Source organism: Thalassobius sp. Cn5-15, from assembly GCF_022347685.1.
Lineage (GTDB): Bacteria > Pseudomonadota > Alphaproteobacteria > Rhodobacterales > Rhodobacteraceae > Thalassobius.
Window position 1 is genome coordinate 171,410 of record NZ_JAKRGF010000002.1, and the last position, 13,106, is coordinate 184,515.

General features: G+C 59.6%; 10 protein-coding genes. 4 read left to right on the top strand and 6 right to left on the bottom strand.

The window, feature by feature from the left end; translation table 11 throughout:
* Nucleotides 1-48: 48 nt before the first annotated feature.
* From MHM86_RS06690 to MHM86_RS06700, 3 genes are all read right to left on the bottom strand, one after another.
* Entirely contained in the window at nucleotides 49-1,449 is a 1,401-nt protein-coding gene (locus tag MHM86_RS06690; protein ID WP_239197270.1) for an MATE family efflux transporter, read from the bottom strand.
* A gap of 41 nt (nucleotides 1,450-1,490) precedes the next feature.
* Entirely contained in the window at nucleotides 1,491-2,726 is a 1,236-nt protein-coding gene (locus MHM86_RS06695; RefSeq protein ID WP_239197272.1) for an MFS transporter, read from the bottom strand.
* A 114-nt stretch (nucleotides 2,727-2,840) separates the two neighbouring features.
* A complete protein-coding gene (locus MHM86_RS06700; protein WP_239197274.1) occupies nucleotides 2,841-5,054 on the bottom strand; it encodes a primosomal protein N' in 2,214 nt (737 codons plus the stop codon).
* Between the two features lie 107 nt (nucleotides 5,055-5,161).
* Between MHM86_RS06700 and fsa the strand changes: the two genes are divergently transcribed.
* The 4 genes from fsa to MHM86_RS06720 all read left to right on the top strand — a co-directional run bounded on the left by fsa (nucleotide 5,162) and on the right by MHM86_RS06720 (nucleotide 8,384).
* Nucleotides 5,162-5,815 (top strand): fructose-6-phosphate aldolase, encoded by a 654-nt coding sequence (gene fsa / locus MHM86_RS06705; protein WP_239197276.1) that lies wholly within the window; start codon nucleotides 5,162-5,164, stop codon nucleotides 5,813-5,815.
* Nucleotides 5,816-6,032: 217 nt separating this feature from the next.
* Nucleotides 6,033-6,737, top strand: a complete 705-nt coding sequence (locus MHM86_RS06710; RefSeq protein WP_239197278.1) for a DUF484 family protein — start codon at nucleotides 6,033-6,035, stop codon at nucleotides 6,735-6,737.
* Nucleotides 6,737-7,669, top strand: a complete 933-nt coding sequence (locus MHM86_RS06715) for a tyrosine recombinase XerC (protein WP_239197280.1) — start codon at nucleotides 6,737-6,739, stop codon at nucleotides 7,667-7,669. The genes MHM86_RS06710 and MHM86_RS06715 overlap by 1 nt, the downstream gene beginning before the upstream one ends.
* A 7-nt stretch (nucleotides 7,670-7,676) precedes the next feature.
* Nucleotides 7,677-8,384: a phosphatidylcholine/phosphatidylserine synthase gene (locus tag MHM86_RS06720; RefSeq protein ID WP_239197282.1), complete on the top strand. Its 708-nt coding sequence runs from the start codon at nucleotides 7,677-7,679 to the stop codon at nucleotides 8,382-8,384.
* Between the two features lie 104 nt (nucleotides 8,385-8,488).
* Here the strand turns inward: MHM86_RS06720 and MHM86_RS06725 are convergent, their stop codons facing one another.
* The 3 genes from MHM86_RS06725 to MHM86_RS06735 form a co-directional block, all read right to left on the bottom strand.
* Nucleotides 8,489-8,941 carry a methylated-DNA--[protein]-cysteine S-methyltransferase gene (locus MHM86_RS06725; RefSeq protein ID WP_239197284.1) on the bottom strand — a complete coding sequence of 151 codons (453 nt, stop codon included), beginning with the start codon at nucleotides 8,939-8,941 and terminating at the stop codon, nucleotides 8,489-8,491.
* 56 nt (nucleotides 8,942-8,997) lie between these two features.
* On the bottom strand, nucleotides 8,998-11,922 hold the full coding sequence (gene ileS / locus MHM86_RS06730) for an isoleucine--tRNA ligase (protein ID WP_239197286.1): 2,925 nt from the start codon (nucleotides 11,920-11,922) through the stop codon (nucleotides 8,998-9,000).
* 786 nt (nucleotides 11,923-12,708) lie between these two features.
* Nucleotides 12,709-12,885 (bottom strand): hypothetical protein, encoded by a 177-nt coding sequence (locus MHM86_RS06735; RefSeq protein WP_239197288.1) that lies wholly within the window; start codon nucleotides 12,883-12,885, stop codon nucleotides 12,709-12,711.
* Between the last annotated feature and the right edge of the window lie 221 nt (nucleotides 12,886-13,106).

Here is a 13,106-nt window from a genome sequence, read left to right on the forward strand (position 1 = left end):
TCTATCTGAAGTCTTAACGCCTGCGCCTAAGCCCAGCCTGCGCCGGGGTCAAGCCTTGGCTGGTTTTGCAGGCTCAATTCCACGCCCCGACTGCACATAGCGCCATGCGACCCAACCTGCGAGGATCCCCACGACCGCATTGCCCAGCGCCTGCGCCCAGATGACACCACCTGCACCGAACATCGCGCCCATACCAAACGCCAGGGGCGCCATCAGCAGCCCGTCGCGGGTCCAGTTGGCCACTGTGGCCCACAGGGGGCGGCCTAGGTTGTTGAACGTGGCGTTGGCGACAAACAGTGCACCGGTGAACACAAAGGTGCCTGCAGCGTAGTAGCAGAACACTTCCACCACTTCTGCCGCCTCAGCACTCAGACCAAAAGCACTGACGATAGGACCGGCAAGGGCGGCCAACACCGCCCATGTGGCCAGCGTGTAAATCGCGCAAAACTTGAGCGAGTCGTTATAGGCCTGCCGTACGCGATCGCCTAAGCCCGCGCCCGCGTTCTGGCCGATAATACCGCCGATCGCCCCCGACAGAGCATAGATGCCGCCAAAGCCAAGGATCGTCAGGCGTGAGACCACGCCAAAGCCCGCCACTGCCGCGTCCCCATGTTCGGAAATCGCGCGGATCAACAGCCAGTTGCCGAAAGGCGTCGCCATTTGGGTGGCCACCGCCGGTAGGGCAATCGCCAGATAGGCACCAAGGAAGCGACTGAAATCAGACAGTCTGGGTCGCGCCATCATGTTGTGTTTTGCAATCACCCAATAGATGCCGACGCCCGCCATCAACAGGCGCGATCCAACAATAGCCCAAGCCGCGCCTTCGACGCCCATGTCTAGATAGATGATGAACAGCGGATCCAGCACCGCCGCGAAGAGACCGCCGATCACAGTCACCATCATACCGCGCCACGCATCGCCAATGGCTCGCAGGACAGATGCCGCACACATCCCCGCCGCCATGATCGGCTGGCTGGGCAAGGATAGGGTGAGGAAGGATTGGGCAACCTGCAACGTCTCTCCCTCAGCGCCGCTAAGGCGCAGAAGCGGTTCCAGATAGATCAACGCCAGCAGCGACAACAGCGTCTGAATGGCCACGCTATAGACCAGCACCACAGTCGACAGCCGGCGCGCCCGCTCCCCTTGCCCCATGCCCAATGCACGACTGACCAGCGCGACACCGGCGATCATCATGCCGATGGCAACGGAAATAATAAAAAACTGGATCGTCGCAGCAAATCCGATAGCGGAAACCAGCATTTCAATCTTCAGCTGGCTGACCCAGAACAGGGCCAGAAAGTCGACGAGGAACATGAAGCTCAGCCCGAACGCGCTGGTCAGGGTCATCACCACCACGTGGCGCATGGTCGACCCAGTGGTGAAGCGCGCCTGTGGGGCGGCTTTCTGAGCTGCCTCATCTGCGGGCTGATTGGCTGTGTCTGTGGCCATTGCGTTCTCTCCTCAACAGGCAATGTCGTCTCGAATAGGCCTCAGGCCGCGGCGGCCCCTCGGCGGTATTTGGCAAAGACCGTCTCATTCCCTGGTTCGGGATGGCGCGGGATCAGACAGGCCAGCGCCAGTGACGTGGCAGCTATGCCAGCGGCCAGCAGGAACACTGCCCCCGGCGACACCAGCCACAGGTAGCCCAGCAGCGCAGGCAGAAACACCGCCGCAATATGGTTGATGGTAAAGGCCACCGCCGCCGTGGGCGCCACATCCGCAGGATCAGCAATTTTCTGAAAGTATGTCTTCAGCGCAAGCGCAAGGGCGAAGAACATGTGATCCAACACATAAAGGATCGACGCCAATAAAACGCCCCAGCCGAACCAATAAATGCCACCATAGGCCAAAAACACGGTGACAAGCCCAACGTATTCAAAAACCAGCGCTTTGCGTTCCCCAAAATGGGCCACGACTTTGCCGAAGATGGGCGCAAGGATGATGTTGGCCACCAGATTGATCAGATAGAGGCCCGTGACCTCATGCACATCAAAGCCAAAGCGTTCCACCATCATGAAGCCTGCAAACACGACAAATATCTGCCGCCGTGCCCCCGCCATGAACTGTAGCGCGTAGTAAAGCCAGTAGCGTTTGCGCAGAATGAACTTCTTCACCTGCGGGGTGGGACTGTCGAACTGCGGATAGGCGATCAGGCAGAAAATGGCGATCACAGCGGTGATCCCGCCCGACAGCATATAAACCATATTATAGGTCAGGCCCAACCGTTCCCAGCTGAGCACGATCAGCACATAGGCCACCAATGTGGCCGCCGATCCCGCCGACGCCATCCAGCCCAGCATCTGCGGCGCGCGATCCTTTGACAACCATTGCAACTGTAACGACTGGTTCACCGTTTCATAGTAGTGAAACCCGATGGAGCTGAGCATTGTAATGGTCAGGATCCCCCCCATGGACGGGAACCACGCAGTGATCGCGGTTGCCACGCCCAACAGCGCAAGCGAGACGACTCCCAGCACCTGTTCGCGCATGAACATGATGATCGCGATCACCCCGATCGCCAAAAACCCCGGTATTTCGCGGACCGTGTGCAGCCAGCCGATGTCAGATCCGTCAAAATCCGCCACCTCGATGACGAAGTTATTCAGCAGCGCCGACCATGTGGAAAAGGCAATCGGCATCGCCGCTGCCATCAAGAACAGCAAGGTAACAGGGCGGCGCCAGACCGGCAGGGTAGCGGCTTGATCAAGGGTGTAGACAGTCTTCATCCCTCCGCCAATACGCGCAAACCGGCGCGAAAGCGAGGATGGACACTGCCCACAGATGCACAGAGGCCTCTTCAAAAAAGCGCACCCTCCCCCGCCAAGGCCCCATCTGGATGCTTAAAGGAAGCTCTGCGGGTCAATATCTACCGATATGCGCATCTGTCCCCCGGGCCGGAATTGCGCCAACCACTGGGTCAGCGCACGTTGCAGCGGCGCGGCCTTCTCGGCCTTAACCAGCAGACGCACTCGGTGACGACCACGGATACGGGCAATGGGCGCCGGAGCGGGGCCAAAGACCTGCGCACCAATCGCGCGCAGTGGCCCATCGCGCCGTGCCATTTCCGCGCCCAGATCAAAAGGCGCTTGCGCATCCGGCGCACTGATCACGATGCCGGCCATCCGACCATAGGGCGGCACGCCTGCCAATCGTCTCTGGTCGGCCTCTGCCCGCCAGAATCCTTCCTCATCCCCTGCAAGAATAGCGCGGATGACGGGGTGTTCGGGCTGATAACTTTGCATGATAGCAACGCCCTTGCGCTCTGACCGGCCTGCACGGCCTGCCACCTGCCGCATCAGTTGAAACGTCCGCTCTGCCGCGCGCAGGTCCGATCCCTGCAGGCCAAGGTCCGCGTCAATCACCCCCACCAGCGTCAGCAGTGGAAAATTGTGCCCCTTGGCCACCAACTGCGTGCCGATGATGATATCCGCACCCCCTTGGGCGATCTGGGCGATCTGTTCTTTCAACGCGCGCGCAGATCCAAACATATCGGAACTGAGTGTCACCACACGGGCATCGGGAAACAGCTCTGTCGCTTCCTCGGCCAGACGTTCCACACCGGGCCCAACGGGGGCCAGACGATCCTCTGCCGCGCAATTGGGACAGGTGGTGGGCACCGGTTTCGTTTCTCCGCACTGGTGGCACATCAGACGTTTGAGAAAACGATGCTCCACCATCCGCGCGTCGCAGACATCGCAGGCGATCTGATGGCCGCAGGCCCTGCAGATCGTCACCGGCGCATAGCCACGACGGTTGATGAACAACAGCGCCTGCTCGCCCTTCGCCACCCGCGCCAGCACCTCATCGCGCAGGCGGTTGGATATCCAGCGGTTCGACGGCAGCTTGTCCTGCCGCATGTCCAGCGCCCGCATGTCCGGCATGACCGAAGGGCCATAGCGGCTGACCAGTTCGATCTTGCGATACTTGCCCTGATCGGCGTTGACCCAGCTTTCCAGCGATGGCGTGGCAGAGGCCAGCACCACCTGCGCCCCGCACAAATGCGCGCGCAGCACTGCCATATCGCGGGCGTTATACAGAACCCCCTCCTCCTGTTTGTAAGAGGTGTCGTGTTCCTCATCCACGACGATGAGGCCAAGATTCTGATAGGGCAGAAACAGTGCCGATCGCGCCCCGATCACCATCTGCGCCCCGCCTTGACCGACCATTTTCCAAATGCGGCGGCGTTCGGTCATGGTGACACCGGAATGCCACTCGGCCGGCTTGGCACCAAACCGCGCTTCAACGCGGGTCAAAAACTCCGCCGTCAGGGCAATTTCCGGCAACAGAACCAACGCCTGACGCCCCTGCGCCAGACATTCGGCGACTGCCTCCAGATACACCTCGGTCTTGCCCGATCCGGTCACACCACGCAGCAAGGTGGTGCCATATTCATGGCTGGCCACGCCGGCGCGCAATTGCGCCGATGCCTCTGCCTGCGCATCAGTCAGGGTTTTGCCGGCGTGATCATGGTGCATCCGCGGAAAGGGCAGATCGCGCGGGCGGTCCTCTTCCAACACGACGTTTTGTTTCACCAGTCCTTTGACCACGCTGGTCGACACATCCGCCATCTCGGCCAGTTCTTTCAGCGTGAAGGCCAGACCGCCGTAGTCTTTTAGCACCTCAATCACCTTGGTGCGCGCGGCCGTCGTGCGATCTGGTTCTCCAGCCCCCAAACGGTAGATCTTCTGCATCGACGGCGGATCACCCAGACCAGGCGCCCGGGTCGCCAGCCGCAGCATAGCAGTCAATGGCGTCAACGTATAATCGGCAGAGCGTTCCAAAAATTGCTTCAGCTCATCGCGCATCGGGGCAACATCCAGCACCTTCAGGACCGTGCGCACCTTGGCCAGATCGTAACCGCCCTGCCCCGCGCCCCAGACCACGCCCAAGACCTTGCGCGGACCCAGCGGCACCTCGACAAACGCGCCACGCCAACAGCCGCCTTCGGGCGCCTTATAGTCCAGCACACGGTCCAGCGGCTGGGTCGTCAGCACGCCCACCAATGCGCCCGACTCGAAAAATTCGGGCTCTGCCTGCTGTTTCTGTGCTGCCATCCGCCTGCCATCCAGATTGAAACCGCGCGGGGGCTAGCCCCCCTTCTCGTCATGAGGTAAACGCTAACGCGACAATAGCCAACCCGCGCCACAAAAGGGAACGCCCCATGAAATTCTTCGTTGATACCGCAGAGATCGACGCCATTGCCGAGCTCAATGACCTTGGCATGGTGGATGGTGTCACCACCAACCCGTCGCTGATCAAGAAATCCGGCCGTGACATTCTGGAAGTCACCAAAGAGATCTGTGATCTGGTGTCGGGCCCTGTATCGGCTGAGGTTGTCGCAACTGATGCCGACGCGATGATCGCCGAAGGCCGCAAGCTGGTGGAAATCGCCGAAAACATCGCCGTCAAAGTACCGCTCACATGGGACGGCCTGAAAGCCTGTAAAGTGCTGAGCGGCGAAGGCCATATGGTCAACGTGACCCTGTGCTTCTCTGCCAACCAAGCGCTGATCGCCGCCAAGGCCGGTGCGACCTTCATCAGCCCCTTCATCGGGCGTCTCGATGACATTGCGCTGGACGGTATGGAGCTGATCGAAGACATCCGCACCATCTACGACAACTTTGGTTTTGAAACCGAGGTTCTCGCTGCTTCGATCCGGTCTGCCAACCACATTCAGGACTGCGCCCGCGTTGGTGCCGACGTGATCACCGCCCCCCCCGCCGTAATCAAAGCGTTGGCCAACCACCCGCTGACCGACAAAGGTCTGGCCGCCTTCCTCGCCGATATCGAAGCGGCGAACATCAAGATTCTGTAAATTATTTACAGCTAAAATCAGCGCCCCCGACCTGTTCGGGGGCGTTTTCTGTTTCAGATTGGTATGACTTGCCTGCCAAAACCTTTTGGTCAAGCCGCATGAAACCGCAAAAATATGAAGAAATCCGGCAGAACCTCTGTTAGATTTCCATCAACAACACCGCAGGTCGAAACGGCCGCACCCGCCGCATCAAAAGCAGCACAGTAAACAGAGCACTATGAGCACAGCAAAAATCGACGACACCCTGCGCGAGAAGATCATCTCGGAACCAGATGTTATTCTGGACGATCAGGATGTGATGCAGGCGCTGATCGCCGCCAATGAACGGGCAATGGGGGGCAATATCGTTGATCTGCGCGGCATCGCGATGGAACGGCTGGAACATCGTCTGGACCGGCTGGAGGACACCCATCGTTCTGTTGTGGCGGCGGCGTTTGATAATCTTGCAGGCACCAATCAGATCCATCGCGCCATTCTGCGAATGCTGGATCCGATCGAATTTGAACCCTTCCTCAAGGATCTGAACGGCCCTGTTGCCGATATCCTGCGCGTCGACAGCATGAAACTGGTGCTGGAAAGTGCCAATGCCGAAGGCGAGGTTGCGCTGCAACGCCTTGGCAGCGTACTGCAGGTCGCAGAGCCCGGGTTTGTCGCGCGCTACGTCAGCAACGGCCGCGCCGCGCCGCATCGCCAGATCGTGCTGCGTCAGATGCAGGAAGGATCTGCCGCCATCTACGGGGATAAGGCGCCTTACCTGCGATCTGAGGCCTGCCTGCAACTGGATTTCGGCACCGGCCGTCTGCCCGGCATGCTGGTCATGGGCGCGGAGGATCCGCATCTGTTTTCACCGCAGCAGGGCACCAACCTGTTGGAGTTTTTCTCTGGCGTGTTTGAGCGTTCCATGCGGCGCTGGTTGTCGTGATGATCATCTCTCCCGCCGCGCGCGATTCGTTGCAACGGTGGCTGGACAGCCAGAAGGCGCTGCAATCTGCATCAGATCACACCATCGCCGCCTATCAGAGCGACGTCAGTGACTTTCTGGGCTTCATGGCCGGCCACCACGGCAAACAACAGGGTCTTGGTGCCATTGCCCGCCTGACCGTCAGCGATATGCGTGCATGGATGGCCGCCACGCGGGGGCAGGATGTTGGCGCTCGCTCGCTGGCGCGCAAACTGTCCGCAGTCAAAAGTTTCTACCGCTGGCTGGCAGAGCGCGAGGGGTTTGACCCCACCGCTGTGCTTTCCACACGATCGCCGAAGTTCACCAAGAAGCTGCCCCGCCCATTGGCCCCCGATGCGGCCAGTGCAGTGATCGCGGAGGTCGAAGATCACGCGCGTGAAGACTGGATTGGCGCCCGCGACACCGCAGTGCTGACGCTGCTTTATGGCTGCGGCCTGCGAATATCAGAAGCGTTGAGCCTCACCCGCGCCGACGTCCCCCTGCCCGAAATGCTGTACATTCGCGGCAAAGGTGACAAGGACCGCATAGTCCCGGTTCTGCCCGTGGCACGTCAAGCGGTCGATCGCTACCTTGCCCTGCTGCCGTTAGAGCTGCGCGGTGAGGATGCGCTATTTCGCGGCGCCCGTGGTGGCCCGCTGAACCCGCGTATGCTGCAACGAACCATGGCGCAGGCCCGCGCGCAGCTGGGCCTGCCGGCCAGCGCCACGCCCCATGCCCTGCGCCATAGCTTTGCCACCCACCTGTTGAACGCGGGCGGTGATTTGCGCACAATCCAAGAGCTGCTGGGCCATGCGTCCCTGTCCACAACCCAGACCTACACGGCAGTGGACTTATCCCGTATTTTGGACGTATATGACCAAACTCATCCCAAGGCCAAAGAGCCAAAGAAATAGGGCCAAAATGGTTATTACCCAAGAATCCAAGGCGCTAAGCGTCCATTTATTGACCGCCACCGGCGCCGTTTTTTCCATGTTGGCCATGCTGGCCGCGGTTGAATTGAAATGGGACCTGATGTTCCTGTGGCTGGTTGTGGCCTTTGCCGTTGATGGCATCGACGGCCCGCTGGCGCGCAAATACAACGTCAAACACTACGCACCGCAGTTTGATGGTGTGCTGCTGGATCTGATCATCGACTATCTGACCTATGTGTTTATCCCGGCCTTTGCGCTGTTCAAATCCGGGCTGCTGCCCGGCTGGACCGGTTGGTTTGCGATCATCCTGATCACCTTCTCCAGCGCGATGTATTTCGCTGACACGCGGATGAAGACCAAAGACAACTCCTTCGCCGGTTTCCCCGGCTGCTGGAACATGGCGATCCTTGTATTCTTCGCTGTTGAGCCAAATTTCTGGATCATTGTCGCTGTGGTCGTGGCACTGGCCGCGTCGATGTTCCTGCCGCTGCGCTTTATCCATCCGGTGCGCACAGCACGCTGGCGTATGGTGTCACTGCCGATGGCGCTGGCGTGGACCTTCTTTGCCGGTTGGGCCGCATGGGTCGATTTCCACCCCGAAAGCTGGGCCCACTGGGGTCTGGTGATCACCTCGGTCTATCTGCTGCTGGTTGGTATGGTGCAGCAGATCGTGCCAGAGAGCAGATCGAAAACCTGATATCACAGATACCCAAAACGCCCCGGACCTGCGCCGGGGCGTTTTGTTATCAGCAGACGCAGCCCAACCTATCAGCCCGCCCGGGCAAAGGTTTTTCCTAAGCCTCAGATCAACAGCCCTGCCGCGCCCTCATGGCGCAGAAGCGTCACCTTAGTTTCCACCCCACCGTCACCAGAAAACCCGCCAAGCCCCGTGGCCGACAGCACCCGATGGCAGGGAATAATCACCGGAATGGGATTGGCCCCACAGGCCTGCCCCACCGGCTGCGCGGACACGCCAAGGTCGCGGGCAATTTCCCCATAGGTCCGTGTTTCCCCAAAAGGAATCGCTGACATCGCATCACACACCGCCCGTTGGAAGTCCGAGCTATCCACCCGCAATGGCAGATCAAACTGCGTCAGCGTTCCGGCAAAATAGGCACCCAGCTGCGCCTCCGCCTGTCGCAACAAGGGCGTATCATCCCCGCCACCTGTCCCCCAGCGCAGGCGAGTGATCGCGCCCTTCTCCTCCGTCAAAGTCAGATCGCCGACAGGGCTGGAAACGGTCAGTTCAGGCATATCATCCCCCGCGACAGGTCAAAGAAAAGGGCGCCTGAAGCGGCGCCCTTCGTGACTTAGATCTCAAAACCCATTTCTTCCAGCGCATCATTACAGCGCTTGCAGACACCGGGGTATTTGTAAGTGCCAACATCAGGCATGATCTTCCAGCTGCGTTGGCATTTCTGTCCCTGCGCTTTTTCAAAAACGACGCCAACCCCCTCAACCTCGGGCAGGCGGAACGCCTCTGCCGGCATCGGATCATTGGTGACAGAGATGTCAGAGGTGATGCAGACATCGGCAAACTCAATCGCCTTCAGTGCGCCCACAACGTCCGTGTCACGCACATGCACAACCGGCGCGGCCTCCAGGCTGGAGCCGATGACCTTATCCGTGCGCTGGATTTCCAGCGCGGCGGTGACAACGCGGCGCACTTCGCGCACCTTGCCCCATTTGGCGGCCAACGGTTCGTTCAGCCAGTCGGCAGGAGTTTCGGGGATATCTGTCAGGTGAACCGAACTGTCGCTGCCCGGGAACCGTTCCAGCCAGACCTCTTCCATGGTGAAGACCAGCACCGGCGCCAGCCAAGTTGTCAGGCGGTGGAACAGGATGTCCAGCACAGTGCGGGCCGAACGGCGGCGCAACGTGTTGCCATCGCAGTACAGCGCATCCTTGCGGATATCGAAGTAGAAGGACGACAGATCCACAGTGGCAAAGTTGAACACAGCCTGCCACACACCGTTGAAATCAAAGCTCTGGTAGCCTGTGCGCACCTGATGGTCCAGCTCTGCCAGACGGTGCAGCACCCATTGCTCCAGCTCGGGCATGTCGGCGGGATCGACACGGTCTGCCTCGGTGAAATCGGCAAGCGAGCCCAGCATAAAGCGCATGGTGTTGCGCAAACGGCGGTAGCTGTCAGCGGTGCCTTTCAGGATTTCCGGCCCGATACGCTGATCGGCAGTGTAATCGGTCTGGGCCACCCACAGACGCAGGATGTCAGCACCATATTGCTGGACGACCTTCTCTGGGACAATTGTGTTGCCCAGAGATTTGGACATTTTATTGCCCTTCTCATCCAGCGTGAAACCATGGGTCACGACGTTGCGGTACGGCGCACGACCTTTGGTGCCGCAGGCCTGCAGCAGCGACGAATGGAACCAACCACGGTGCTGGTCGGTGCCTTCCATGTAGACGTCTGCGATGCCGTCATCAGTCCCATCCTCGCGATCGCGCAGCACGAAGGAGTGGGTGGAGCCACTATCAAACCACACGTCCAGCACATCAAAGACCTGCTCATACTCATCCGCATTGGCCGCATCGCCGATGAAGCGCTCTTTGGCGCCCTCGGCGTACCATGCATCCGCGCCTTCAACATCGAACGCCTCAACAATACGGGCATTTACGGCCGGATCACGCAGCAGGAAATCAGACGCTGTCGGCAGCGTATCCTTCTTGATAAAGCAGGTCAGTGGCACGCCCCACGCACGTTGACGCGACAGCACCCAGTCAGGGCGGCTTTCGATCATCGAATAGAGACGGTTACGCCCGGTCTGCGGCCACCATTTGACCAACTGGTCGATGGAATTCAGCGCACGTTCGCGGATGGTTTTGCCCATCTCATCCTGACCATCACCCACCTCACGATCTACAGACGCAAACCACTGCGGCGTGTTACGGAAGATGATCGGCGCTTTGGACCGCCAAGAGTGCGGGTAGCTGTGGGTCACGCGGCCACGGGCGATGATGCCACCGGCCTCTACCAGCTTGGCGATGACGGCATTGTTGGCCTTGCCCTCTTTGCCCTTGTGATCCAGCACGCGCAGGCCGGCGAAGAACGGGACATGCGGCAGGAACTCGGACTCTTCGCCGACGTTGTGAGTCATGCGGTCCAGCCAGTTGCGCTTGACGAAACATTCGTAGTCGTCAGCACCGTGGCTGGGCGCGGTGTGCACGAAACCTGTACCCGCATCGTCGGTGACGTGATCGCCGTCGATCATTGGCACCTCATAGTCCCAGTAGCCTTCGGCCCCATCAACACCGTGGAACGGGTGTTTCAGGATCGCACCGTCAAATTCGGACGCAGCAACATCGCGCACGCGGGTAAATTCAGTGACGCGGGATTTGCCCAGTGCGTCCTCTGCCAGTGCATCGGCAAAGAGGTAGAGGTCGCCGGGTTTGGTCCAGCTTTCTTCCTCTGTCGCGTCCACACGGTAGAGGCCGTAGGCGACCTTTTCGTTGTAGGCCACAGCCTTGTTCGACGGGATGGTCCACGGTGTGGTGGTCCAGATCACCACGCGGGCCTCTGCCAGATCGCCTGAGCCAGCGGCGAAGCTGAACGGCACCCAGATCGTGTGCGATTTGTGATCGTGGTATTCGATCTCTGCCTCGGCCAGTGCGGTCTTTTCGACCGGCGACCACATCACGGGTTTGGACCCTTGATAGAGCGTGCCGTTCATCAGGAATTTCATGAACTCCTCAGCGATAACCGCTTCGGCGTGGAAATCCATCGTCAGGTAGGGTTTGTCCCAGTTGCCGGTGATGCCCAGACGTTTGAATTCATCCCGCTGAATATCCACCCAACTGTCGGCAAAGGCGCGGCATTCCTGGCGGAAGTCGACAACGTCGACCTCATCCTTGTTCTTGCCCTTTTTGCGGTACTGTTCTTCGATCTTCCACTCAATCGGCAGACCGTGGCAGTCCCAGCCCGGCACATAACGCGCGTCAAACCCCATCATCTGGTGGCTGCGCACGATCATGTCTTTGATGGTTTTGTTCAGCGCGTGGCCGATGTGCAGATGGCCGTTTGCATAGGGGGGGCCATCATGCAGGGTGAACGGCTGGCGCGCGCCATCTTCGGCCTTCTGGCGCAGTTTGCCGTAGACGTCGATGTCGTTCCAGCGGGCCAGCCAGCCGGGTTCACGTTTCGGCAGACCTGCCCGCATGGGAAAGTCGGTTTTCGGCAGGTTCAGCGTGTCTTTGTATTCGGGGGTGTCGGCGCACATTTCGGGCGTCCTTCATCTCAGGTCTTGAATTAAGGAAGAGAGGCGGCGCGGTATCCCATACGCCTTGTCCCGGCCGCTCGTTTTTGATCAGAGCGCCGGGCAAATAATTCGAATAATGATCGCGTGCATCATCATGGGTCCGCTTATAGGCGCGAAGCCCTTAAGGGTAAAGCGCAACATGTGGCTTTCATTGAGTGCTTGCTGGCCAGAGCGCCACTGGCATAATCGTACAGGCCACCACAACGGTAGGTTCGTGCCCGAGCCCGAGGGCGGCCTGAAATTTGGCACAGGCCCCGCAGGCTGCGAAGCGTCACATGATCTGGAAACGTTTCAAATTCGTGCCCGCCCTGGGGGCGGAGTCGGGCACGAACCGGCTCGCTGCGCGATCCGGGGCTTTTTCCAAAAACCGAAAAAGGGACCGCCCGTCGGCGATCCCTCTTCTCTTGGTCCGGTCGCCCGGCTGGCGGGCTATGTCACTGGTGACTCTGACTGGGCCTGATGGGCTAAACCTGGCGTGCTGCGTCTGGCTGGCGACATCTGGCTGGATAGGTCTGGCTGGTTAGATCTGGCGACGTGGCTGGCGACCAATGCAGAGGTTCAAAACCTTGCGGGGTGGCGGGCGGCGGTGCTGGATCTGACGTGCTGGGCCTGTCAGGCTGGATGGTGCTGTGCGAAACGTGGCGAGGCTGGATCTTGCGAATTGGGCCTTGCTGTACTGATTACGAAACATGCGTGCTAAGGCGACGCGAACCTATACCTTAAGGTGCTGGCGAACGCTGGCGCTGATCACGCTTTGGCGTCAAAGCGGCCGCACCAATCTGTCGATTTCACGACCGGCCATTTCGCGTCCAGCTCTGCCTCGGTCAGGAAGCTGGGGGCGTTAAAACGGCACAGGCCTGCGTTGTCAGCGACCTTGGTGGCTTTGTCGAAGAAGGTGCACGTGGTGCAAGCTTTGGCGGACATGATACTCTCCTAGTCATTATCTGGCTGGCGAGATCTGGCGGCGTGGCTGGCATCAAAGCTGGCTGCGTAGCGTGATCTGGCAGGCTGGAAGGTGAGGCTGTTTCAGCGATCACCGTAAAGTCTGTAAAAGTATTCCTAGACCGACTCGCCGCATGTCGCAAGTATTTTTTTGTTTATTTTCAAATACTTGATAGGTTTTGTCGGGAATTGCAATCCGATCA

Excerpts from the sequence above, each read along its gene's own strand:
- MHM86_RS06720 (WP_239197282.1), top strand. The coding sequence starts at position 7,677 with ATGGTTATTACCCAAGAATCCAAGGCGCTAAGCGTCCATTTATTGACC.
- MHM86_RS06725 (WP_239197284.1), bottom strand. The coding sequence starts at position 8,941 with ATGCCTGAACTGACCGTTTCCAGCCCTGTCGGCGATCTGACTTTGACG.
- ileS (WP_239197286.1), bottom strand. The coding sequence starts at position 11,922 with ATGTGCGCCGACACCCCCGAATACAAAGACACGCTGAACCTGCCGAAA.
- fsa (WP_239197276.1), top strand. The coding sequence starts at position 5,162 with ATGAAATTCTTCGTTGATACCGCAGAGATCGACGCCATTGCCGAGCTC.
- MHM86_RS06695 (WP_239197272.1), bottom strand. The coding sequence starts at position 2,726 with ATGAAGACTGTCTACACCCTTGATCAAGCCGCTACCCTGCCGGTCTGG.
- MHM86_RS06710 (WP_239197278.1), top strand. The coding sequence starts at position 6,033 with ATGAGCACAGCAAAAATCGACGACACCCTGCGCGAGAAGATCATCTCG.
- MHM86_RS06735 (WP_239197288.1), bottom strand. The coding sequence starts at position 12,885 with ATGTCCGCCAAAGCTTGCACCACGTGCACCTTCTTCGACAAAGCCACC.
- MHM86_RS06715 (WP_239197280.1), top strand. The coding sequence starts at position 6,737 with ATGATCATCTCTCCCGCCGCGCGCGATTCGTTGCAACGGTGGCTGGAC.
- MHM86_RS06690 (WP_239197270.1), bottom strand. The coding sequence starts at position 1,449 with ATGGCCACAGACACAGCCAATCAGCCCGCAGATGAGGCAGCTCAGAAA.
- MHM86_RS06700 (WP_239197274.1), bottom strand. The coding sequence starts at position 5,054 with ATGGCAGCACAGAAACAGCAGGCAGAGCCCGAATTTTTCGAGTCGGGC.